The sequence below is a fragment of the Klebsiella sp. K5-306 genome (genome assembly GCF_051835185.1).
In the GTDB taxonomy this organism is placed as follows: Bacteria; Pseudomonadota; Gammaproteobacteria; order Enterobacterales; family Enterobacteriaceae; genus Klebsiella; species Klebsiella oxytoca.
Window position 1 is genome coordinate 238,135 of the sequence record NZ_JAIFJY010000003.1, and the last position, 21,212, is coordinate 259,346.

The following is a 21,212-nucleotide window of genomic DNA, read 5'->3' on the forward strand; positions in this document are numbered from 1 at the left end:
GGCTTTCTCTCTAGCGAAGAGGGATTACAGTACCAGCGCGGCGATAGACGCAGAAAGCACGCTCACCAGAGTGGAACCGTAAACCAGCTTCAGGCCGAAGCGAGAAACCACGTTACCTTGCTCTTCGTTCAGGCCTTTAATTGCGCCAGCGATAATGCCGATAGATGAGAAGTTAGCGAAGGAGACCAGGAAGATAGAGATGATACCTTCCGCACGCGGTGAGAGCGTGGCGGCCACTTTCTGCAGATCCATCATGGCGACGAATTCGTTAGAAACCAGCTTGGTTGCCATAATACTACCTACCTGCAGCGCTTCGCCTGCCGGTACGCCCATGACCCACGCCACCGGATAGAAGATATAGCCGAGGATCCCCTGGAAGGAGATGCTATAGCCAAACCAGCCGGTAACGGTGGCGAACAGGGCGTTCAGCGCGGAGATCAGGGCAATAAAGCCAATCAGCATGGCGGCCACGATAATCGCCACCTTAAAGCCCGCCAGGATATATTCACCCAGCATTTCGAAGAAGCTTTGGCCTTCATGCAGATTAGACATCTGCAGATTTTCTTCGCTTTCGTCAACGCGATACGGGTTAATCAGCGACAGAACGATAAAGGTACTGAACATGTTGAGTACCAGCGCCGCAACAACGTATTTCGGCTGCAGCATGGTCATGTACGCACCTACGATAGACATGGATACCGTAGACATCGCGGTCGCAGCCATGGTGTACATGCGGTTGCGGGACATTTTGCCAAGAATATCTTTATACGCGATGAAGTTTTCAGACTGACCCAGAATCAGCGAGCTGACTGCGTTAAAGGATTCCAGCTTGCCCATACCGTTGATTTTGGACAGTACGGTTCCGATCGCGCGAATGACGATAGGCAGAATACGAATATGCTGCAAAATACCAATCAGCGCGGAAATGAAGACGATAGGGCACAGAACTTTCAGGAAGAAGAAAGCCAGGCCTTTGTCGTTCATGTTGCCGAAGACAAAGTTTGTCCCTTCATTGGCAAAGCCGAGGAGTTTTTCGAACATCTCGGAGAAGCCCTTCACAAAACCCAGACCAATGTCAGAGTTCAGGAAGAACCAGGCCAGCAGCACTTCAATGACAAGCAGCTGAATGACATAACGAATACGAATCTGCTTACGGTTGTGGCTGACCAACAGGGCCAGAATAGCCACCACTACGATCGCGAGAATAAAGTGCAAGACGCGGTCCATATTTGCTCCAAATATGAGGCAGGTTAAATTTCTGTGCACATTCTATGTAACAAGCGCAAAGAAAACGAGAGCCAGCACACACTATTGCAAGGATATGTGACTAATGGCAAAAATAGTGATCAACCATGCATTTTTGTTATGTTACGTAAAAGTTTTAAAAGTTGCGCTGTTGTACTATTCTGATGACTGATTAAGAGAATTTATCAGTTCCCCGGTTTTAAGTTACTGACCTGCTATCGTTCCCCCCTATCACAGCAATCATTATCATCGCTCCAAATGAACTTGATAATCATTCGCATTTTGATAGCATAAAACATAGCAAAGGCTATATTTCCAGAGGCAGAAAATGACAAACAGTCGCGTTGAGAATAGCAGCGGTCGCGCAGCGCGCAAGATTAAGCTCGCCCTGATGGGGCCTGCGTTCATTGCTGCCATTGGCTATATCGATCCGGGTAATTTCGCGACTAACATCCAGGCCGGCGCCAGCTTTGGCTACCAACTGCTATGGGTGGTCGTGTGGGCAAATCTGATGGCGATGCTGATTCAGGTGATGTCGGCGAAGCTGGGTATCGCTACCGGTAAAAATCTGGCAGAGCAAATTCGCGACCACTACCCGCGTCCGGTGGTGTGGTTTTACTGGGTGCAGGCGGAAATTATCGCTATGGCGACCGACCTTGCAGAGTTTATTGGCGCAGCCATTGGATTTAAGCTGGTGCTCGGCGTGTCATTGCTGCAGGGCGCGGTATTGACGGGGATCGCGACGTTCCTGATCCTGATGCTACAGCGCCGCGGACAAAAACCGCTGGAAAAAGTCATCGGCGGACTGCTGCTGTTTGTTGCGGCGGCTTATGTCGTTGAACTTATCTTCTCCCAGCCGGCGCTGGCGCCGCTGGCGAAAGGCATGCTCGTACCGTCTCTGCCAACCAGCGAAGCGGTATTCCTTGCCGCCGGGGTATTGGGGGCGACCATCATGCCGCATGTTATCTATTTACACTCGTCGCTCACTCAGCACCTGCACGGGGGGACGCGCAAAGAGCGCTATAACGCCACGCGCTGGGATGTTGCCATCGCTATGACAATCGCAGGTTTTGTTAACCTGGCCATGATGGCGACCGCCGCCGCGGCCTTCCATTTCAATGGCCACACCGGCGTTGCCGATCTCGATCAGGCCTATCTGACGCTGGAGCCGTTGTTGAGCCACGCGGCAGCCACCATCTTTGGGCTGAGCCTGGTCGCCGCCGGTTTATCCTCCACGGTTGTAGGCACCCTGGCGGGGCAGGTCGTAATGCAGGGTTTTATTCGCTTTCATATCCCGCTGTGGTTTCGTCGGGCCATTACCATGCTGCCTTCATTCATTGTGATTTTGATGGGGCTTGATCCGACGCGTATTCTGGTGATGAGCCAGGTCTTGCTGAGCTTCGGTATCGCCCTGGCGCTGGTGCCGCTGCTCATCTTTACCAGCAATGCGCGGCTGATGGGGGATCTGGTTAATTCCCGGTGGGTGAAAGTGCTGGGGTGGGCGATTGTCGCGGTGGTTGTGGTGCTCAACGGCTGGCTGATTGTTGGAACGCTGGTCGGTTAAGCAGGTAATTAAAAAAGGGAGCCGGATGGCTCCCTTTTGCGATTAATGATGCCCGTGACCATGGCCGCGGCCGCCATGGCCTCGTCCCCAGCCGCCGCGTCGGTCGTCGCGATCTTTCCAGCCTTCGCGATAGCCGCGTTCGTAGGCTTTACCTTTATCCCAGCCGCGATGCCAGCCGTTATCGTGACGACGCCAGCGGTTATCGCGCCATTCATAGTGTTTACGCCAGTAATCACGGTCGCGCCAGCCGCCACCGTCCCAGTAGTTACCATAATTGTCGCGATCGCCAATTTGTAATTTTATTGATGGCAACAGGGTGATTTCACCAGCGTTAGCAACCAATGGCGCTGAAGCCAGAAGCACTGCAGCCAAAATCAGTGACCTGAACATACTCTTCTCCTTCACGATCGGGGCCGTTGTCGGCCTGTTAACCCGATATTACGGGGCAGTAAAGCCCCGTCGCATCGGAGGAACTCCTAAATCGCCAGTGAGAGCACTTTTTGCTAAAGTAAAAATGAATTTACACCGCAAGGATTGCGTCAATCGTTGCCTGTTCTTCGGCGGTGAAACGGCGGTTTCCCAGCATGCCAATCGCATCGTCGAGCTGCGTGGTTTTGCTGGCGCCAATCAATACCGAAGTCACTTTCTCGTCGCGCAGCACCCAGGCCAGGGCCATCTGCGAGAGCTTCTGCCCGCGGGCTTCGGCCACTGCGTCAAGTTGACGAATCTTTTCCAGTTTGCTTTCGGTAAGCTGATCCGGTTGCAGGAATTGACTGCCGCTGGCGGCGCGGGAATCCGCCGGAATGCCATGCAGATAACGGTTAGTTAACTGGCCGCCGGCAAGCGGTGAAAACGCTATACTTCCCACCCCTGCGCTCTGCAGGAAATCGAGTAAACCCCCCTCGACCCAGCGTTCGAACATGGAATATTTAGGCTGATGAATCAGACACGGTGTGCCCAGCTCGTTAAGAATATTGACGGCTTCCCGGGCCTGTTCGAGAGGATAATTCGATAATCCAACGTACAGGGCCTTCCCCTGGCGGACGAGATGGTCCAGCGCGCGCATGGTTTCCTGCAGCGGCGTTTCAGGATCGGGACGGTGGTGGTAGAAAATATCGACATAGTCGAGGCCCATTCGTTTAAGGCTTTGGTCGAGGCTGGCAATCAGATATTTGCGTGAGCCCCAGTCGCCATAGGGGCCGTCCCACATGGTGTAACCGGCTTTACTGGAGATAATCAGTTCATCGCGATAGGGCAAAAAGTCCTCTTTCAGGATGCGACCAAAATTGCTCTCCGCGGAACCCGGCGGTGGCCCGTAGTTGTTGGCCAGGTCGAAATGGGTGATGCCGAGATCGAATGCGTGACGCAGAAGCTGACGGCTGGTTTCCACCCGCGTTTCGTCGCCGAAATTATGCCAAAGCCCAAGAGAAAGTGCCGGTAGCTTTAGCCCGCTATGACCGCAACGGCGGTATTCCATCGTTTGATATCGCGTGGTGTTTGCCTGGTAAACCATACTTCCTCCGCACTTAAAACAGGGTTGTGTATACGTTTACACTAAAGAATGTTTGCCGGCGAGTATACTCCCGGAACGCGTAAATTTTGCTTTCCACCGTCTTTGTTGAGTGCAATCTGGACAGCGCAACTGCTTATTCAATACTCAACTTACCTGCACGAGAGGAGAGTAAGGATATGCAACCGACTTATACCATTGGCGATTATCTGCTGGATCGTCTCGTAGATTGCGGCATAGACCGCTTGTTTGGCGTACCTGGTGATTACAATTTACAGTTTCTCGATAGCGTTATTGCGCAGCAGAATTTAGGGTGGGTAGGTTGCGCTAACGAGCTCAACGCGGCCTACGCCGCTGATGGCTATGCGCGTATCAAAGGCGCAGGCGCGCTGTTGACCACCTACGGCGTCGGCGAACTGAGCGCGCTTAACGGTATTGCCGGCAGCTACGCCGAACATGTTCCGGTTCTGCATATTGTCGGCGCCCCCTCAACCGGCGCGCAGCAGCGCGGCGAGCTGCTGCACCATACGCTGGGCGACGGTGATTTCAGCCACTTCTCGCGCATGAGCGAGCAGATTACCTGCTCTCAGGCGGTACTGGCGGCGGGAAATGCCTGCCATGAAATCGACCGCGTACTCTGCGAGATGCTCACCCATCATCGCCCCGGTTATTTGATGCTGCCTGCCGATGTGGCGAAGGCAAAAGCGACACCCCCTGCACATCCTTTGCTTATTCCGAGTCTGCCTGCCGATGAGAACCAGCTGGCGGGATTCCGCGAGCACGCGGAGCGGATGCTCAGAAGTCGTCGTCGCGTATCGCTGCTGGCTGATTTTCTTGCTCAGCGCTATGGGCTACAAAATGTTCTCCGAAAATGGGTCGCCAGCGTGCCCGTCTCCTGCGCCACGATGTTAATGGGCAAAGGGCTTTTTGATGAGCAACAAAGCGGTTTTGTTGGCACTTACAGCGGGATTGCGAGCGCAGAGGAAACCCGCGAGGCCATTGAAAACGCTGACACCATTATTTGTATCGGCACCCGTTTGACCGACACCATTACCGCGGGCTTTACCCAGCATCTGCCGCAGGAAAAAACGATTGAAATCCAGCCGTTTGCCGTTCGGGTGGGCGACCATTGGTTCAGCCGGGTTCCGATGGATAAGGCGCTCGAAATAGTCATCGAGCTCTCCGCAAGTCTGGCGGGGGAATGGGTGCCGCCGAATATTCAGGCGCCCGGGGTGAGCGGCGCGCCTGAAGGAAGCCTGACGCAGAAAAACTTCTGGAGTACGGTGCAGGAACAGCTCCGCCCGGGAGACATTATTCTTGCCGATCAGGGAACCGCGGCTTTTGGCGCCGCCGCGCTTAAGCTGCCCACTGACGCAACGCTGATTGTCCAGCCGCTATGGGGATCGATAGGTTTCACCCTTCCGGCAGCCTACGGGGCGCAAATAGCAGCGGCGGACAGAAGGGTCGTGCTGATTGTCGGCGATGGCGCAGCGCAGTTAACTATTCAGGAACTGGGATCGATGCTCAGGGATAAGCAACGTCCGCTGATTCTGTTGCTCAATAACGAAGGCTATACGGTGGAGCGCGCGATTCACGGCCCCGAGCAGCGGTATAACGATATTGCGCTCTGGGACTGGAATCGTCTGCCTGATGCTTTTGCTCCCGATGTCCCGTCCCGATGCTGGCGCGTGACTCGCACGCATGAGCTGAGAGAAGCGATGAACAGCAGCGTCGCCTCAGACAGACTGACGCTGGTAGAGGTGATGCTGCCCAAAATGGATATCCCCGACTTTCTGCGCACGGTCACTCAGGCGCTGGAAGAGAGGAACAGCCGCGTTTAATCGCTATTCTTTCTGGCAATCATCAACGGCTTTCCGGCCAGCAGCAGCCAGGCCGGAAGCATAACAATGCACAGTAGCGGCAGTAGCGTGGTATCCGACACGACCACCGCCGCCATAAACAGGCTCAGCCAGCCATCACGCGTCACTACCAGCGTCAGGCCGAGGATAGCGCAGGAAACCGTGATGGCTGCCGGTACGGCGGGAACGTGGGCATGCAGCATCAGACCGAGCGCGACGCCGACGAACACGGCAGGAAAAATACGCCCGCCGCGAAAACCGCAGGCGGCGGCAAGTATCAGCGCCGCAAGCTTGATCACGGCAATAAGCAGGTAATCATTGGCGCCAAGCGTCAGGCTTACCGGCAACTGCTGCATCTCATCAAGGCCTTTAAATAGCGTGATATGCCCGCCGATGACGCCCAGAATCCCTAATAAAAACCCGCCGACGCCCAGCGTAAGCACAGGATTTTTCAGACGATGCATCAGCGTGTGTAGACGCGGCAGGCACCAGACGGCGACCATGCCAACGGCAATCGCGATAAGCGTCACGATGGCGCCGCTAATAATGTCGACGAAGCGCAACTCCGACAGATAAGGCAGCGGTAGCGAAAAATGGGGGTGAAAAAACAGGCTGGTGGTCAGGGAACCCGCTGCCGCCGCAAGCAGCGGAGCAAATAGCTTGTCCCACAGGGGAACATCGTTGCTGCCGTTCAGCGTTTGCGAAAATATCAACGCCGCCGCGACCGGAGTGCCGAATAGCGCGCCGATGGTGCCGGAGGCGGCGAGAATCGTCCAGTCCAGAGGGGTAATGCGTGGAAACAGGCGACTGCCCACCGCAGCCGCCAGGGCGATATTCACGACCATAATAGGATGTTCCGGCCCCAGGCTAACGCCGCCCGCCAGACCCACTATCAGCGCCGCAAGCAGACCCGGCAGCGCGCTGGTGCTGACCGGTGCGCCTATCAGCGACTCTGTTGCCGGGTCCGGTCCCGCGTGCCCGGGACTAAAGCGCACGATCAGCCCAACGGCGATGCCGGTTCCGGTGAGAATAGCCATCGTCCACAAAGGGCCATCGGCATTGATGCCTACGCTCGCAGGCAGGCTGGTCCACAGGATATTTTGCAAAACGGCGGCTATTTTCATCGCCACGATTAAAACCAGACTGCAAGCAATACCAATGACGACTGCGGGTATCGATAATAGGAGCATGGTTCTGGCGCGTGGGTGCAGCATGAAAATATCCTTCTGAGTATCCTGGGCACTAATTTGCATGGACTCGTAAAGAGCGTCGACGCAAATGGTGCTGAAACGATAAAGTAATGATGCAACCTGAAAATTGTAAGCGCCAGGATGCTCAATTTTTCATGAATTTCAGTTCAATTGTGACGCAGATCGCTAAACCAGGGGCGCTTATGCGTTGGTCGTTGTTGTTAGCGCTTCATGAATTTAGAGTGTGCCAAAAGAATTATTTTGACTTTAGCGGAGCCGTAACGGAATGACAAAATTTGCTTTAGTAGGGGACGTAGGCGGAACGAATGCTCGTCTGGCGTTGTGCGATCTGGCAAGCGGGGAGATCTCCCGTGCAAAGACCTATTCCGGGCTCGATTATCCCAGTCTTGAAGCTGTTGTTCAGGTCTATCTGGAAGAGCATAACGTCAAGGTTGAGGACGGCTGTATAGCCATCGCCTGTCCCATTACCGGCGATTGGGTGGCGATGACCAACCACACCTGGGCATTTTCTATCGCCGAGATGAAAAAAAATCTGGGGTTCTCGCATCTGGAAATCATTAATGATTTCACGGCGGTGTCGATGGCGATCCCGATGTTGAAAGCCGAACATCTGATTCAGTTTGGCGGCGCGAAGCCGATTGAAGGCAAGCCGATAGCCGTCTATGGCGCAGGTACCGGGTTGGGCGTTGCTCATCTGGTTCATGTCGATAAGCGCTGGGTGAGCCTGCCGGGAGAGGGCGGGCACGTGGATTTTGCGCCTAACAGCGAAGAGGAAGGCATTATTCTGGAAGAGCTGCGTACCGAGCTGGGTCACGTCTCCGCCGAGCGCGTACTTTCAGGGCCCGGATTGGTGAACCTTTATCATGCGATCGTTAAATCTGACGGGCGTCTGCCGGAAAATCTGCAGCCTAAGGATGTGACTGAACGTGCGCTGGCCGATACCTGCATCGATTGCCGTCGCGCGCTATCGCTATTTTGCGTCATTATGGGCCGCTTTGGCGGTAACCTGGCGCTGACGCTCGGTACTTTTGGCGGCGTGTATATCGCTGGCGGCATTGTGCCGCGCTTCCTCGATTTCTTTAAAGCTTCAGGTTTTCGCGGCGGTTTTGAAGATAAAGGTCGGTTTAAAGCCTTCGTGCAGGATATCCCGGTCTATCTGATCGTCCACGACAATCCGGGGCTACTGGGATCCGGAGCCCACCTGCGTCAGACTCTGGGACAGGTTCTTTAATCCTGACGTTAACCCGGATAAATCGCTTATCCGGGTAACTTTCCTACAGATGCATGAGCTGGCGAAACTCTTTGACCTTGCTGCGGCTGACCGGAACCTGGAACTCCAGATCGCGAAGCCGCAGAATATAGGTGTTGTTAAACCAGGGTTCGATTTCGCGAATTTTGTTCAGGTTGACGCAGTACGAGCGGTGACAGCGGAAAAAGTGCGCCGTCGGTAGCTTGTTGCAGAACTCCGTAATATTCATCGGCATCACAAATGACTCTCTTCGGGTATAAACAAAAGTCATCTTTTCATGCGCTTCCGCATAGTAAATATCGTGGATGCTGGTGACGATAATCCGCTCATCTTTAATCAGGTTAATGGTGTCATTTTCCCTGGCCGGATTAGGCATCGCACCGGCGCTCGGCTGCTGCTGCTGCTGCCAGGCGCTGGTCAGCTTTTGCAGCATATTAATGATGCGCGACTCCTGATAGGGCTTCAGGATGTAATCAAAGGCTTCCAGCTCAAAGGCTTCCACCGCATGTTCTTTCCACGCGGTAATAAATACAACAAAGGGCTTATGCGCGAACTGGCTGATATTTTGCGCCAGTAGTACGCCATCCAGCGAAGGAATATTGATGTCGAGAAAAATGGCGTCGACTTTGTTGTGTTGTAAAAACTTCAGTACGTCCAGCCCGTCGTCAAAGGTGCCGACAATCTCCATCTCGCTATGGGTGTTAATCAACCATGTGAGCTCTTGCTGCGCGAGGAACTCATCTTCAACAATGATGACTTTCATTTTATCTCCGCTCATGACAGCAGCGACTCCCTGGCCGCCTGGGGCGCGTGCTGGTGAGGCACATAGAAGGCGATTTCGGTCCCTGGCGTCAGGCGTCGGATATGCAGGCCTTCGCCGTACAGCAGCTTGACCCGATGATGAACATTGAGCAGGCCAATTTTATTTCCCGGCATTTCGTTAGCCTCGACTCTCGCCACTACCGCAGGGTCAATACCGTTCCCCGTATCGCGAACGCTAATTCGTACCCGATTTCCGCACTCATTAATGCCGATGGTCACCACCCCTTTACCTTTACAAGGCTGAATCCCGTGGACAATCGCATTCTCCACCAGCGGCTGAATAAGCAGGCTGGGGATCATAAAGCTGACTTCATCATCAATATCATAAATCACCGTCAGCTTGTCGCCGAAGCGAGCCTGTTCAATGGCGATGTAATCCTTGATTTGATACAGCTCCCTTTTGATGTCTATTTGTTCATCATCTTTTAATTCAATGTTGTAGCGGAGATAGCGCGACAGATTAAAAATTAACTGGCGCGCGGTGTCCGGATTCATGCGAATCGACGACGAAATCGCGTTCAGGGCATTGAATAAAAAGTGGGGGTTAATTTTGCTTTGCAGTGCGCGCAGTTCGGCTTTATTAGCCATTTCACGAAGCTGCTCTGCGCGGGAGACCTCCAGCTGAGTCGAGATGATTTGCGACAGGCCAATCGCCATTTCCTGTAGCGATGAGGTTATGCGGTGAGCGTGGCAATAATAGATTTTTAACGTACCGGTGACGATACCTTTTTCCCATAGAGGAATGACCAGCATAGAGTGTATTTCCGGCGTCCGATGAGCTTCGTCATTGTTTTTAATAATGATTTTTCCATAGCGAATCGCCTGTTGCGTTGTCGGGCTGATAAAGTCGTCGTTATCCCGGTAGTTGATTTCCCCGACGCCGACGTAGGCCATCACATGTTGAGTATTGGTAATGGCGACGGCATCGGCATTAATATCGCGGCGGATAATATCGCATACCTGACGCAGGGACTCGCTATTGACGTGGCGAAACAAGGGGAGCGTTTTGTTAGCGATGTCGAGCGCCAGTTTCGCCTGACGCGCGGCGCTGGCCTCCTTTTCCCCTTCAACGCTCTGCACCAGCAAAACGATAAAACCGATGCATACGCTGCCAAGGATCATCGGAATACCGATTTTTGACACGATATCTATCCCCAGCGAGAACGATGGAGCCCACGCCACCACAAGTATCATGGTTAAGGTTTCGCACAGCATCCCGGCGAGGATCCCCGCTTTCCAGCGCTGCGCTTTAGGGACGTTACGACTGATTAACCCGGAGAGTAGACCGGCGACAATGCTGGTGATAAAGCAGGGGATGGCGGTGACGCCATCAATATCGATTAGATAGCGATGTACGCCGGCAATGACGCCCACTATCGCGCCTACCCAGGGGCCGAAGAGGATCCCGCCGGACATGACTGCGATAATACGCACGTTGACCAGTGAACCTTCGACCGGTACGCCGGACCAGGTACTGAAAAGGGCAAACAGGGAGAAAATGGCGGTAACGGCCAGCAGCTCTTTTGGCGTGTGCGCGGATTTATGCAGAAGTTCACGAAACAGGCGCAGGCGAATGAGAAAAAAGAGACAAATCAGCATTAATGCCGCGCGGTCAAAAACCGCCAGCAGCATAGTAAATATTTCGTGCATGTGTGCGCCGTGTTAATCGCGAGAAAGCAATATGATAGAAAACCTCGTCGCAGAAGACCAGCCGAAGAGAGGAATGAGGAAAAGTCACATAAATAAAAGGGGATTAATGGCGATGCGCTGAGTTTCAATAGCGTCTGCGCAGGCGGTGCTTTTTGCGTAAAGTTAAAGATATCAAGATGTTAAATTTAATGAAGAGTATGATATCCAGGATGCTTCTTTCTGCCGTATTTAGCTGAAATGATGCCCGTTTTTAGCGTGAAAAATTTTTTTTAATCCACCTCTCGACAGGAAGAAAATATTCGGGTTATTTTCTAAACGTGCTGCGGTTGCAGCCGCGTCGCTCGGACGGTCCGGGCGCTAACGTTAATCCGAGGAATCTATGGCTGAATTCAGTCCTGAACGCCGTTTTACGCGTATCGATCGTCTCCCCCCGTACGTTTTTAATATTACTGCCGAACTCAAAATGGCTGCGCGACGCCGCGGCGAAGATATTATTGACTTCAGCATGGGTAACCCCGATGGCGCGACGCCGCCGCATATCGTTGAAAAGCTATGTACCGTTGCCCAGCGCCCCGATACGCACGGTTATTCCACCTCTCGCGGCATCCCGCGACTGCGCCGGGCGATTTCTCGCTGGTATCAGGATCGCTATGACGTAGAGATCGATCCGGAATCAGAAGCGATTGTGACCATCGGTTCAAAGGAGGGGCTGGCGCATCTGATGCTGGCGACGCTTGACCATGGCGACACCGTGCTGGTGCCGAATCCCAGCTATCCAATTCATATTTACGGTGCGGTGATTGCCGGAGCTCAGGTTCGTTCAGTTCCCCTCGTTGAAGGCGTGGATTTTTTCAACGAGCTTGAGCGCGCTATTCGTGAGAGCTATCCGAAGCCGAAAATGATGATCCTCGGTTTTCCATCCAACCCGACGGCGCAGTGCGTTGAACTGGAGTTTTTCGAGAAAGTCGTCGCGCTGGCGAAGCGTTATGACGTACTGGTCGTGCACGATTTGGCTTACGCCGATATTGTGTATGACGGTTGGAAAGCGCCTTCTATTATGCAGGTTCCCGGCGCGCGCGATGTGGCCGTCGAATTCTTTACGCTCTCAAAAAGCTACAATATGGCAGGCTGGCGTATTGGCTTTATGGTGGGTAACAAAACGTTGGTTAATGCGCTGGCGCGCATTAAAAGCTACCACGATTACGGCACTTTCACTCCTCTGCAGGTTGCGGCTATTGCTGCGCTTGAAGGCGATCAGCAGTGCGTTCGCGACATCGCCGAACAGTACAAACGCCGCCGGGACGTGCTGGTGAAAGGGTTACATGAGGCGGGCTGGATGGTGGAGTGCCCGAAGGCCTCGATGTACGTATGGGCTAAGATCCCTGAGCAGTACGCGGCCATGGGGTCCCTGGAGTTTGCTAAAAAGCTGCTGCAGGATGCTAAAGTCTGCGTTTCACCCGGCATCGGTTTTGGTGATTACGGTGATACTCACGTACGCTTCGCTTTAATCGAAAACCGCGATCGTATCCGCCAGGCCGTACGCGGTATTAAATCAATGTTCCGCGCCGACGGGCTGCTTCCGGCAGCGGCTAAGTTAACCAGCGAAAGCAACGAATAAAAAAAGGAGCCGAGAGGCTCCTTTTTTTAACACCGTTAAAGCTAGATCATCAGGGCGAAAGTACCGGCCCAAACGATGACCATAAAAGAAATGCCCATTAAGAAATATTTCACGACTCATCACTCCGCGCTCTCGGCGAGACGCCTTACATGAATTTGCTCTTCATTGCCTGCTCAGCTATCGCTAACTAAAACGACACTTTTTTAGCCGGCGGTAGCTGTAAATTCTGAGCGTAAACGGCTCCAGATGGCGCTAATGTACGCCTAAAAAATGAGGGAAACAAGAGCCATTTTTTTATTAATTTTTAGTTACTTACGAGTGTCGTGATTCGGCGACACATTAATTTCATTCGGTATTAAATTTCATTCTGGCGACGGTCGTTAACAATGGTTTTTGTAGGGATATAGTTAATTGATTTTGGGCTTTTTTCTGCCTGAATACGGGATAGGGTAACCATCCCGTAAGAGGATTCGACGGGTTTAGCGAGTGGCAGAGTTCTGATGTTGCCACTCTTGCGGATAGCGTGCCGGGGCAAAACGCAATGTGAGGATCATTAACGCCAGGACGCAGGCGGCGTGAAACATCCAGCCCGGAAGGAAATTGCCGTTTAAGCTCCGCAGCAGCCCTGAAAGCCAGGGGGAAATGCCTGCAATAATAAAGCCCACTCCTTGCATAAAGGCCACCAGGCGACCCGCGATAGCGGGGTGCTTCGCGTGATCGAGCGCCAGTACCAGGCAGAGCGGAAACGCGCCGCCAAGTCCAATACCGCAGCAGATAGCCCAGGCAAGCGGTAGCTGCTGCGGTAGCCAGATAAAGCCGCAGAAGCCGATGAGCTGCAGCGCCAGCGCCAGCATCAGAAGCTTTCGCCGATCTTCATGCCTGGCCAGAACAGGCAGAAGTAGCGCTCCGCCAGTCTGGCCGACGGTCATTAACGCCAAAAGGGTACCGCTAAACTGCGCGCTATAGCCTGACTGCATATAGTAGGGTGGCAGCCAGGCGATCAAACTGGCGTAACCGCCGTTTATCAAACCAAAATAGAGGCTAAGTATCCACGCTCGACGATGGCGAAAAACAGAGAGCTGTATTGTCGATGGCGTCTGGACAGGTAACGTTCTGCTTAGCGGCCACCAGCAAAGGAGCGCTGTCGCTGCGGGTAGCGCCCACCACGCAAGCGCGTGATACCAGATAGCGCTGTGCTGCGCCAGCCACGGCGTAAATGCGGCTCCCAGACCGCCACCGCCCATCAGCGCCGCTGACCAGAGTCCCATCACCTGAGGCGTCCGACGATGAAACAGGCGTTTTATTACCGCAGGAATGAGCGCCTGGATAATACCAATGCCGATCCCGCCAAGAAGCGCGCTGCTGAGTAATAGCGCGCTCTGCGGCGCCAGTTCGCGAAGTAAAGCTCCGGCGGCGATGATTAACAGACTGAAGGCGATACTTTGACGTTCGCTGAATCGGCTGTTAATCCAGCCGCCGGCAAGCGCCAGCAGACCCATCGCGATCACCGGGAGCGCAGTGAGCAGGGAGGCAAGCGTGAAGCTCATACCACTTGCCTGCTGTATCTGGGGAAGGAGCGGGCCTGGCGATGTCAGCAGCGGACGCATATTCATTCCGATAAGCACCAACACCAGCAGCATGGCGCCGTTACGTTGCGTCTGATTCATTGCCGGGTGACCGTGGCGTGTTGAGCGCTGAAGTAAGGATGGGGGGAATTCATTGCGATCTCCTGGGGCTATCAGTCAAAAGGCGCAGGGAGAGTACGCCTGTTGTTTGATAAGTTAAAATACTTATTTATGATTGAGTTCATTTGAATTGCTTATGAGTGAATTCATGTTGCTGCGACATCTCAATTACTTCATTGCCGTTGCTGAACAAGGTAGTTTTACGCGGGCCGCAGCGATACTGCATATTTCGCAGCCGGCTTTATCGCAACAGATTCGCCAGCTGGAGGAGTCTCTGGGCGTACGGCTTTTTGATCGCAGCGGGCGTCATACTTGTCTGACGGATGCCGGGAAGGTGTGGTTGACGTACGCGCACAGGGCGCGGCAGGAGCTCGCTGAGGGGCAGCGTGCGCTTCATGATGTGGAGGACCTGCAGCGCGGTTCGCTACGTATTGCGATGATGCCTACCTTTACGACTTACTTTGTGGGGCCGCTGGTGGCTTCGTTCTATCAACGTTACCCAAATATTACGCTGGATTTGCAAGAGATGACCCAGGAGCGAATGGAGGCCATGTTGCTCAATGATGAGCTCGATATCGGCATTGCTTTTGAAGGCAACGATGCGCGAGATATTGTTTATCAGCCGCTGCTTTCGGAAACCCTGGCGCTGGTGGTAGGCCGGCGTCACCCTCTGGCGACGGCCGATCGCGTCAAGCTGGCTGCGCTCAGTCAGGAATCTCTGATTCTGCTCAGTCGCGCTTTCGCGACTCGCCAGCAAATCGAACGTTACTGCCGGCAGCGTGATATTCAACCGAAAGTTCAGATGGAGGCTAACTCGATTAGCGCTCTCCTGGCCGTGGTAGAACGCACATCGCTGGCAACCCTGCTTCCGGCGTCCATTATTCTGGCGCGTGACGATCTCACTGCCATTGAACTCACCCCACCGTTACTCGCGAGAACCGCATGTCTGCTACAGCGAAAGGGCGCCTGGCAAAGCGCCGCGGCCCGCGAATTTATACTGATGGCGCATCGGGCTGCGATGAAGATCAGAGAAGGTCTTACAGATACTGAATAAGCGAGCTTTGTTGTTATGTTGATTTATGTTTATATGAAATGACTTATTAGCAGACTGGTAATTCATAAAGTATGGTCTTATTATGAAGTCAGGTTCATATCTGAAATTATATTGAAGGCCATTTGACGTTTAAAACGGTGGTATGCGCCACCGCTTCATGGCGCCAGAAAGGGTTTTTATTCTAATGTTTAAATTCACGGTTAGTCATTTGAGCGTGTATTCTGATGCCGGGAGATTAATGCTGCCGTAGCTGGAGACCACGCCTTCTGCCCTTAGTCTATCCATTGCGATATTGAATATTTTATTTTTATTGTTTTCCGTTGCGTTTAGAATATTATCACCAAAGTGTGGGTTGGCTTGAATGATGTGATTGATGAATTCAATGAGCAGTTTATTTTGAAGAATAATTGAGGGATTATGCACCTCTTTATCCTCAATTATATTTAGCGGTTTTTCTGCAAATTCCAGAGGGCGGCTGCTGATGGTATGCTCATAAATTTTCTCAATCGCCTGATTAGTGATGTAAAGCTTATTCATCGTGATGGTTGGCTTCTCATCCTCATCGGGGGTGAAGTGACAGAAGAGGACGTTTCTTGCCGGTGAAATTATGCTGATCCGCTGTTCAGTAATGATGCTATCGGGGTTTTCTAGTACTTCCGTTAAATTCCTCGTGTGGCTGTACCACAGGCCAGATACGGAAACCCGGAGTTTTAACTGGGTAACAGGCGTTCCATATTGGGCATCCAGGTTCGGTTCACTTTCATTGAATCTAAAAATTTTGTTTATTTTGGAGTGAGGGGACCACGATCTTTCGCTTCTGCTCAATTCATCAATATTTGATGTGTTAAAAAAATAGGGTTTGTTGCCGCCCTGCTGATGGCGGATAGCACTCTTTAACGTTCCGTTGGTTCTGCCTAATTTGATACAAAGGCTTATTGCACCAATATCATGCCAATGAAGCAGATCTTCTAATTCACAATTTAATAATTTTTGAGCGCGAGAGATTGAACAATATTCCAGTGGCGGAAGGTTGTTGAGTTTCCATATGTTCCGTTCTTTTCTTTCCATGGTCATTATTATCTTATGAAAAATAGGTTGGCTTTTGAGTTTCTTAAGCTGAATTTTGTCTACGTATTGATGATTGTATGATGTTTAATTCATGCTAAATAATTTATCAGAGATGATGTTGTATATCAATTGGTGAATCGGGTCAGACCGTTATCTGTCGTGCAGTCTATCACTTTTTCTGCAGTAATTAAATATATCGCTAATAGAAAGTTATAATTGATGGCTATTATTACAGGGAATGATTTGCATTTAATTATTTATGTAGTGAATTGAATCCGGAGGTGTATACGACGTTAATGACAATACGGGATCGTGTGCTTTAGCTGGAGGTGGGAGTTCTCAGAACGTAAACTGTTCGATAAACGCCGGTTAACGAGCGTAGCTGGAAGGTTGAACAGCGGGCTGCCATCGCTTGCATCAGGCCTGCAACACGAAAATATCTCTAAAGGGGGCGGGGTGTCAGGCAGAGATTTCCCGATGTAACAAGGCAGATTGTCCCCTGCAGGAATCGAACCTGCAACTAGCCCTTAGGAGGGGCTCGTTATATCCATTTAACTAAGGGGACATGGCGCCGGGATTATAGCGTTATTTTCGGCGCACGTTAAGCTTGCGCGGCCCAACTGCTTAATCTATAGCCATTTAGCGCTTTTTTCTCTCTTCAGCCGCACGGGCTTTCTTCTCGTGGCTCATATCATTACGGATCTGAGCATGGCTTAATAACGCGAAAATAAAGGTCCCACCGCAGATGTTTCCGGCAAGGGTCGGGAGCGCGAACGGCCAGATGAATTCCTGCCACGGCAGCGTGCCGTTGAACACCAGGTAGAAAATCTCGACGCTGCCCACCACAATATGCGTAGTGTCCGCCAGGGCGATAAGCCAGGTCATCAGGATGATGACGATAATTTTCGCGGAGCCTGCGGCGGGAAACATCCACACCATGGTTGCGACCAGCCAACCGGAGATAATCGCATTGGCAAACATCTCCAGCGGAGGGTTTTGCATCACCTTCAGGCTGATTTTAAGAAAGGCTTCGCGAGTCGGTTCATCGAACACGGGCATGACATCGAACGCCCATGCTGCGATAGCGGTTCCAATTAAGTTACCCGCCAGTACAACACCCCATAAACGTAACAGCAGGCCGATATTGCTGAGCGTGGGTTTATGCATAATCGGCAGGACGGCGGTGACGGTATTCTCGGTGAACAGCTGTTGCCGAGCGAGAATGACGATAACAAAGCCAAAGGTGTAGCCGAGATTTTCCAGCAAAAAACCGCCGGGCAGCTCGCTGAGATGGACATGGAATATGCCTTTGGCAACCAGCGAAGCCCCCATTGAGAGTCCTGCTGCAATCGCTGACCAGAGGAGCGCCATGGCATCGCGCTCAAGCTCTTTCTCTCCTTCCTGGCGAATCACTTCATGCGTAGCCATCACCTGTGAAGGCAGGCGTTCTTCATCCACCTCAATTTCTTCACCATTCTGTTTTTCTTCACTTTCAACCTCAACATCTTCACTATCATGGTGAGTTTGCGGCTTCATAACTTTTCCTCAAAGGCTGGTCTTTATTATAATCGTAGAGCGGTTTCGTTTATTTGGAGTGGATAAGCTCCTAAATTCTTTGTAATGACAAGATTAGCAATACGGAAATTGCAAAATGTGTATAGAATCGGGGGCATCAACAACGATGCCAAAAAAGGCTATGCTGAAAGCAGGCACATGCTTACGGGCGATATCTTAATGGAGGCGGCTGTCCTCGGATAACCCCCAGCGATAGCTAAAATTAACAGGGAGATACCTATGAATTTTCGCCTGTCGGCGCTTGCGCTTGGCGCCACATTGCTGGTGGGGTGCGCCAGTTCTGGTTCTGGCGATCTACCGCAGGGGCGTTCAGATCCGCTTGAAGGTTTTAACCGAACCATGTTCAACTTCAACTACAATGTTGTCGATCCTTATGTTCTTCGGCCTGTTGCCGTAGCGTGGCGAGATTATGTTCCGCAGCCGGCGCGTAATGGTCTGAGCAATTTTACCAGCAACCTTGAAGAACCTGCGGTAATGGTGAACTCCTTCCTGAAGGGCGATCCCTATAAAGGTATGGTGCACTTTACGCGTTTCTTCCTGAACACACTCCTCGGGATGGGTGGGCTGGTTGATGTAGCGGGAATGGCGAATCCAAAACTGCAACGCGTTGAGCCTGCTCGCTTCGGTAGCACCCTGGGTCACTATGGTGTGGGATACGGCCCCTATGTGCAGTTGCCTTTCTACGGCAGCTTTACGCTGCGTGATGAAGGCGGTGATATGGCTGATGACTTGTATCCGGTTCTTTCCTGGCTGACATGGCCGATGTCTATTGGTAAATGGATGGTAGAGGGAGTCGAAACCCGCGCGCAGCTGCTGGATTCCGATGGCTTGCTCCGTCAGTCCTCCGATCCGTATATCCTGATGCGTGAAGCTTACTTCCAGCGTCATGATTTTATCGCCAACGGCGGTAAACTTTCTCCGAATGAGAACCCCAACGCTCAGGCGATTGAAGGCGATCTCAAAGATATCGATTCACAGTAACCGTCGGGTTGAAAGTAAAAAGGGTGAACATGATGTTCACCCTTTTTTGTTGCTGCTGTTGATTAGAAACGGTAGTTAAAGTTCGCGCCGTACAGCCAGGCTTTACCTTCTGATTTAAAGGTATACGGCCCTTCTGTAAATTCGACGTGCTGACCGTGCATATAGGACACACCGACGTCGACGGAAGCATCTTTATTAAAGGCGTAAGTCGTACCGGCGCTGAGCCACAGGCGATCCTGATCCGGGATAGAGATGGAACGATTGGAAGCCGGAACCGGGCTATCATCAAAGGCGATACCGGTACGGAAGGTCCAGTTATCGTCATGGTAATAGGTGGTACCCAGAGCGATACGATAGGAATCTTTAAAACCTTCATCTTTATAGAACAGCGTTTCGCCGCCGCTGGTTTTGGTGGCTTTCAGCTCCTGGAACTGGCTCCAGCTGGTATAAGCCAGGCTGTAGTGAACGGCCCATTTTGGCGCTACGCGGTTATAACCTGAGATTTCCCACATTTCGGGCAGATTCAACGTCAGAGAACCGCCGATTGTCGAACCACCTGTGCCGTAAGGCAGTCCCAGACCGAGGGCAGAGTTAATAGGGTTGAGGGATGACGGCAGACTGCTCTTATAATCTCCGTCAAAATCAACTTTGACCTCAGAGCGGTAGGTTAAGCCGTAGCGGTTGTTTTTATCGACTTCATATAAAATGCCCGCATTCCAGCCGAAGCCCCACTCATCACCCTTCAGACGAGCGATTTGCGTATCGCGGCTGATACCGCCAGCCTGTTGACCAATTGCCGCGGCCTGGGCCGGAGAGAGTTTGCCGGCTTTCACCATTCCCGGTAGCTGCGCGCCGATAATATCCGGTAAATCGCCCGCGTAGCGCTCTAGTTTAGCTCTGGCATAGACGGCGTCAAAGCCTAAACCAAAGCTCCAGTGATCGTTGAGACGATAGGCGCCGCTCAGATTGAGGTTGAGGGTTTCGAGGTCGGTTGTACCGCCCATTGAGCCCGCGGCAAAATCATTGTTGAACTCGGTGGCTAAACCATAGTTAGACGTCAGAGAAGCCCCCCAGCCAAACTGGTCGTTAATCGGCGCCACAAAGTGCAGATTGGGTACCCATGCGGTTGGCGCGATATTGTCCTGGCTGGCGTCATTACCGATAACTGAACTGCCGGTGACGTTGACATCAGGATCGACAAAAATAGCGCCGCCCGAGAAAGTCGGACGGTCGAACATCATAATCAATGCCGGGTTACGGCTGACGTTTCCAGCATCGTCAGCAATAGCTCCTTCACCTGAATAGGCGCGACCAAGGCCCGATGAAGAGAATTCGTTTAACTGAAAGCCTGCCGACCAGGCCTGGCTTGAAACAAGTGCTACAGCCACTGCAAGGGCAGATTGGGTAAGGCGGGTTTTCTGGCTCATGCCCATAACCTCATAGAGTTATTTTTATTTAAACAATGTTACATGCTGTAACAGGAGCGCGAAGTGTAGGGTCTGCTTTACGACAGAGAAATCAGACCAGTGCGCTGAGTATAGGTCTGACCAGATGATATGTTGCAAGTTTGTTTATAAGTTTTTTCAATTGTGATCTAAGAAACGCGATCCAGTTGGCAAATTTGCCGGGGTACCCGCAATCCAAAGTAGGCACTTTTTGTTTTGGATCATTTTTAAGTGTGATTTCGGTCACTTATCTCCTTTGTCGCCATTAACGACTGGAGGCAGGCATGCCCCGGGCGTAAAATAAGCACATTATTTGTCTGGCACCTTGAGTGCATATACAGAGGAAATCTACGATGAGTAAATGCAGTGCTGATGAAACCCCGGTTTGCTGCTGTATGGATGTTGGTACCATCATGGACAACACCGATTGCACCGCATCTTATAGCCGCGTGTTTGCGAACCGCGCCGAAGCGGAAGAAATGCTTGCCGCATTGAGTGAAAGAGCGCGTAATGTTGAATCGGAGCCGTGCAAAATCACCCCGACCTTTACTGAAGTTGATGGCGGCGTGAAGCTGGATATCGATTTCGTGTTCAGCTGCGAAGCTGAAACCCTGATTTTCCAGCTCGGCCTGCGTTAATCCCTTCCCAAACGCTCCTCCTCGCAGGGGCGTTATCT

General features: G+C 52.2%; 18 protein-coding genes and 1 tRNA gene. 7 read left to right on the forward strand and 12 right to left on the reverse strand.

The annotated features are described in order from the left end of the window. Nucleotides 1-24: 24 nt before the first annotated feature. Nucleotides 25-1,227 (reverse strand): NupC/NupG family nucleoside CNT transporter, encoded by a 1,203-nt coding sequence (locus K2184_RS06925; protein ID WP_004104312.1) that lies wholly within the window; start codon nucleotides 1,225-1,227, stop codon nucleotides 25-27. A gap of 346 nt (nucleotides 1,228-1,573) precedes the next feature. Between K2184_RS06925 and K2184_RS06930 the strand changes: the two genes are divergently transcribed. Beyond that, nucleotides 1,574-2,809: an Nramp family divalent metal transporter gene (locus K2184_RS06930; protein WP_004114311.1), complete on the forward strand. Its 1,236-nt coding sequence runs from the start codon at nucleotides 1,574-1,576 to the stop codon at nucleotides 2,807-2,809. A gap of 42 nt (nucleotides 2,810-2,851) precedes the next feature. Here K2184_RS06930 and K2184_RS06935 read toward each other — a convergent pair whose 3' ends face one another. Continuing rightward, nucleotides 2,852-3,199, reverse strand: a complete 348-nt coding sequence (locus K2184_RS06935) for a DUF2502 domain-containing protein (RefSeq protein WP_004104306.1) — start codon at nucleotides 3,197-3,199, stop codon at nucleotides 2,852-2,854. Nucleotides 3,200-3,329: 130 nt separating this feature from the next. After that, nucleotides 3,330-4,322, reverse strand: coding sequence for an L-glyceraldehyde 3-phosphate reductase (gene mgrA, locus K2184_RS06940; RefSeq protein ID WP_163525168.1), 993 nt, complete (start codon nucleotides 4,320-4,322; stop codon nucleotides 3,330-3,332). 176 nt (nucleotides 4,323-4,498) lie between these two features. Here mgrA and K2184_RS06945 point away from each other — a divergent pair, with 176 nt between their 5' ends. Then, nucleotides 4,499-6,160, forward strand: a complete 1,662-nt coding sequence (locus K2184_RS06945; RefSeq protein WP_163525170.1) for an alpha-keto acid decarboxylase family protein — start codon at nucleotides 4,499-4,501, stop codon at nucleotides 6,158-6,160. Here the strand turns inward: K2184_RS06945 and K2184_RS06950 are convergent. Beyond that, complete coding sequence (locus tag K2184_RS06950; RefSeq protein WP_004104303.1) at nucleotides 6,157-7,392, reverse strand: ion channel protein; 1,236 nt, start codon at nucleotides 7,390-7,392, stop codon at nucleotides 6,157-6,159. The genes K2184_RS06945 and K2184_RS06950 overlap by 4 nt on opposite strands. Before the next feature lie 262 nt (nucleotides 7,393-7,654). On the opposite strand from K2184_RS06950, the gene glk reads away from it, so the two are divergent. Further along, on the forward strand, nucleotides 7,655-8,620 hold the full coding sequence (glk, locus tag K2184_RS06955) for a glucokinase (protein WP_004104302.1): 966 nt from the start codon (nucleotides 7,655-7,657) through the stop codon (nucleotides 8,618-8,620). 43 nt (nucleotides 8,621-8,663) lie between these two features. Here glk and K2184_RS06960 read toward each other — a convergent pair whose 3' ends face one another. Then, complete coding sequence (locus K2184_RS06960) at nucleotides 8,664-9,401, reverse strand: LytR/AlgR family response regulator transcription factor (protein ID WP_126489399.1); 738 nt, start codon at nucleotides 9,399-9,401, stop codon at nucleotides 8,664-8,666. An 11-nt stretch (nucleotides 9,402-9,412) separates the two neighbouring features. Further along, nucleotides 9,413-11,092 carry a sensor histidine kinase gene (locus tag K2184_RS06965; RefSeq protein WP_163525199.1) on the reverse strand — a complete coding sequence of 560 codons (1,680 nt, stop codon included), beginning with the start codon at nucleotides 11,090-11,092 and terminating at the stop codon, nucleotides 9,413-9,415. A 397-nt stretch (nucleotides 11,093-11,489) separates the two neighbouring features. Here K2184_RS06965 and alaC point away from each other — a divergent pair, with 397 nt between their 5' ends. Next, on the forward strand, nucleotides 11,490-12,728 hold the full coding sequence (gene alaC / locus K2184_RS06970; RefSeq protein WP_004104296.1) for an alanine transaminase: 1,239 nt from the start codon (nucleotides 11,490-11,492) through the stop codon (nucleotides 12,726-12,728). A gap of 41 nt (nucleotides 12,729-12,769) precedes the next feature. Here alaC and ypdK read toward each other — a convergent pair whose 3' ends face one another. Beyond that, nucleotides 12,770-12,841 (reverse strand): membrane protein YpdK, encoded by a 72-nt coding sequence (ypdK, locus tag K2184_RS06975; protein WP_077777854.1) that lies wholly within the window; start codon nucleotides 12,839-12,841, stop codon nucleotides 12,770-12,772. A gap of 366 nt (nucleotides 12,842-13,207) precedes the next feature. Beyond that, complete coding sequence (locus K2184_RS06980; RefSeq protein ID WP_049127945.1) at nucleotides 13,208-14,395, reverse strand: cyanate transporter; 1,188 nt, start codon at nucleotides 14,393-14,395, stop codon at nucleotides 13,208-13,210. Between the two features lie 166 nt (nucleotides 14,396-14,561). On the opposite strand from K2184_RS06980, the gene cynR reads away from it, so the two are divergent. Then, nucleotides 14,562-15,467: a transcriptional regulator CynR gene (cynR, locus tag K2184_RS06985; RefSeq protein ID WP_016809321.1), complete on the forward strand. Its 906-nt coding sequence runs from the start codon at nucleotides 14,562-14,564 to the stop codon at nucleotides 15,465-15,467. Nucleotides 15,468-15,671: 204 nt separating this feature from the next. Here the strand turns inward: cynR and K2184_RS06990 are convergent, their stop codons facing one another. From K2184_RS06990 to K2184_RS07000, 3 genes are all read right to left on the reverse strand, one after another. Next, nucleotides 15,672-16,541, reverse strand: a complete 870-nt coding sequence (locus tag K2184_RS06990) for a hypothetical protein (RefSeq protein WP_004114296.1) — start codon at nucleotides 16,539-16,541, stop codon at nucleotides 15,672-15,674. Nucleotides 16,542-17,028: 487 nt separating this feature from the next. Further along, a tRNA-Arg gene (locus tag K2184_RS06995) sits at nucleotides 17,029-17,100 on the reverse strand. A 74-nt stretch (nucleotides 17,101-17,174) separates the two neighbouring features. Continuing rightward, nucleotides 17,175-18,071, reverse strand: a complete 897-nt coding sequence (locus K2184_RS07000) for a formate/nitrite transporter family protein (RefSeq protein WP_439237745.1) — start codon at nucleotides 18,069-18,071, stop codon at nucleotides 17,175-17,177. 258 nt (nucleotides 18,072-18,329) lie between these two features. Between K2184_RS07000 and mlaA the strand changes: the two genes are divergently transcribed. Further along, entirely contained in the window at nucleotides 18,330-19,091 is a 762-nt protein-coding gene (mlaA, locus tag K2184_RS07005; RefSeq protein WP_004104189.1) for a phospholipid-binding lipoprotein MlaA, read from the forward strand. A gap of 62 nt (nucleotides 19,092-19,153) precedes the next feature. Here the strand turns inward: mlaA and fadL are convergent, their stop codons facing one another. Beyond that, on the reverse strand, nucleotides 19,154-20,518 hold the full coding sequence (fadL, locus tag K2184_RS07010; protein ID WP_004104187.1) for a long-chain fatty acid transporter FadL: 1,365 nt from the start codon (nucleotides 20,516-20,518) through the stop codon (nucleotides 19,154-19,156). Between the two features lie 371 nt (nucleotides 20,519-20,889). Here fadL and K2184_RS07015 point away from each other — a divergent pair, with 371 nt between their 5' ends. Then, a complete protein-coding gene (locus tag K2184_RS07015; RefSeq protein WP_004114294.1) occupies nucleotides 20,890-21,174 on the forward strand; it encodes a YfcZ/YiiS family protein in 285 nt (94 codons plus the stop codon). The last annotated feature ends 38 nt before the right edge of the window (nucleotides 21,175-21,212 follow it).

Bases quoted from the DNA above. Each gene is read 5' to 3' on its own strand.
- K2184_RS06925 (WP_004104312.1), bottom strand. From the start codon at position 1,227: ATGGACCGCGTCTTGCACTTTATTCTCGCGATCGTAGTGGTGGCTATT.
- K2184_RS06930 (WP_004114311.1), top strand. From the start codon at position 1,574: ATGACAAACAGTCGCGTTGAGAATAGCAGCGGTCGCGCAGCGCGCAAG.
- K2184_RS06935 (WP_004104306.1), bottom strand. From the start codon at position 3,199: ATGTTCAGGTCACTGATTTTGGCTGCAGTGCTTCTGGCTTCAGCGCCA.
- mgrA (WP_163525168.1), bottom strand. From the start codon at position 4,322: ATGGTTTACCAGGCAAACACCACGCGATATCAAACGATGGAATACCGC.
- K2184_RS06945 (WP_163525170.1), top strand. From the start codon at position 4,499: ATGCAACCGACTTATACCATTGGCGATTATCTGCTGGATCGTCTCGTA.
- K2184_RS06950 (WP_004104303.1), bottom strand. From the start codon at position 7,392: ATGCTGCACCCACGCGCCAGAACCATGCTCCTATTATCGATACCCGCA.
- glk (WP_004104302.1), top strand. From the start codon at position 7,655: ATGACAAAATTTGCTTTAGTAGGGGACGTAGGCGGAACGAATGCTCGT.
- K2184_RS06960 (WP_126489399.1), bottom strand. From the start codon at position 9,401: ATGAAAGTCATCATTGTTGAAGATGAGTTCCTCGCGCAGCAAGAGCTC.
- K2184_RS06965 (WP_163525199.1), bottom strand. From the start codon at position 11,092: ATGCTGCTGGCGGTTTTTGACCGCGCGGCATTAATGCTGATTTGTCTC.
- alaC (WP_004104296.1), top strand. From the start codon at position 11,490: ATGGCTGAATTCAGTCCTGAACGCCGTTTTACGCGTATCGATCGTCTC.
- K2184_RS06980 (WP_049127945.1), bottom strand. From the start codon at position 14,395: ATGAATCAGACGCAACGTAACGGCGCCATGCTGCTGGTGTTGGTGCTT.
- cynR (WP_016809321.1), top strand. From the start codon at position 14,562: ATGTTGCTGCGACATCTCAATTACTTCATTGCCGTTGCTGAACAAGGT.
- K2184_RS06990 (WP_004114296.1), bottom strand. From the start codon at position 16,541: ATGACCATGGAAAGAAAAGAACGGAACATATGGAAACTCAACAACCTT.
- K2184_RS07000 (WP_439237745.1), bottom strand. From the start codon at position 18,071: ATGAAGCCGCAAACTCACCATGATAGTGAAGATGTTGAGGTTGAAAGT.
- mlaA (WP_004104189.1), top strand. From the start codon at position 18,330: ATGAATTTTCGCCTGTCGGCGCTTGCGCTTGGCGCCACATTGCTGGTG.
- fadL (WP_004104187.1), bottom strand. From the start codon at position 20,518: ATGAGCCAGAAAACCCGCCTTACCCAATCTGCCCTTGCAGTGGCTGTA.
- K2184_RS07015 (WP_004114294.1), top strand. From the start codon at position 20,890: ATGAGTAAATGCAGTGCTGATGAAACCCCGGTTTGCTGCTGTATGGAT.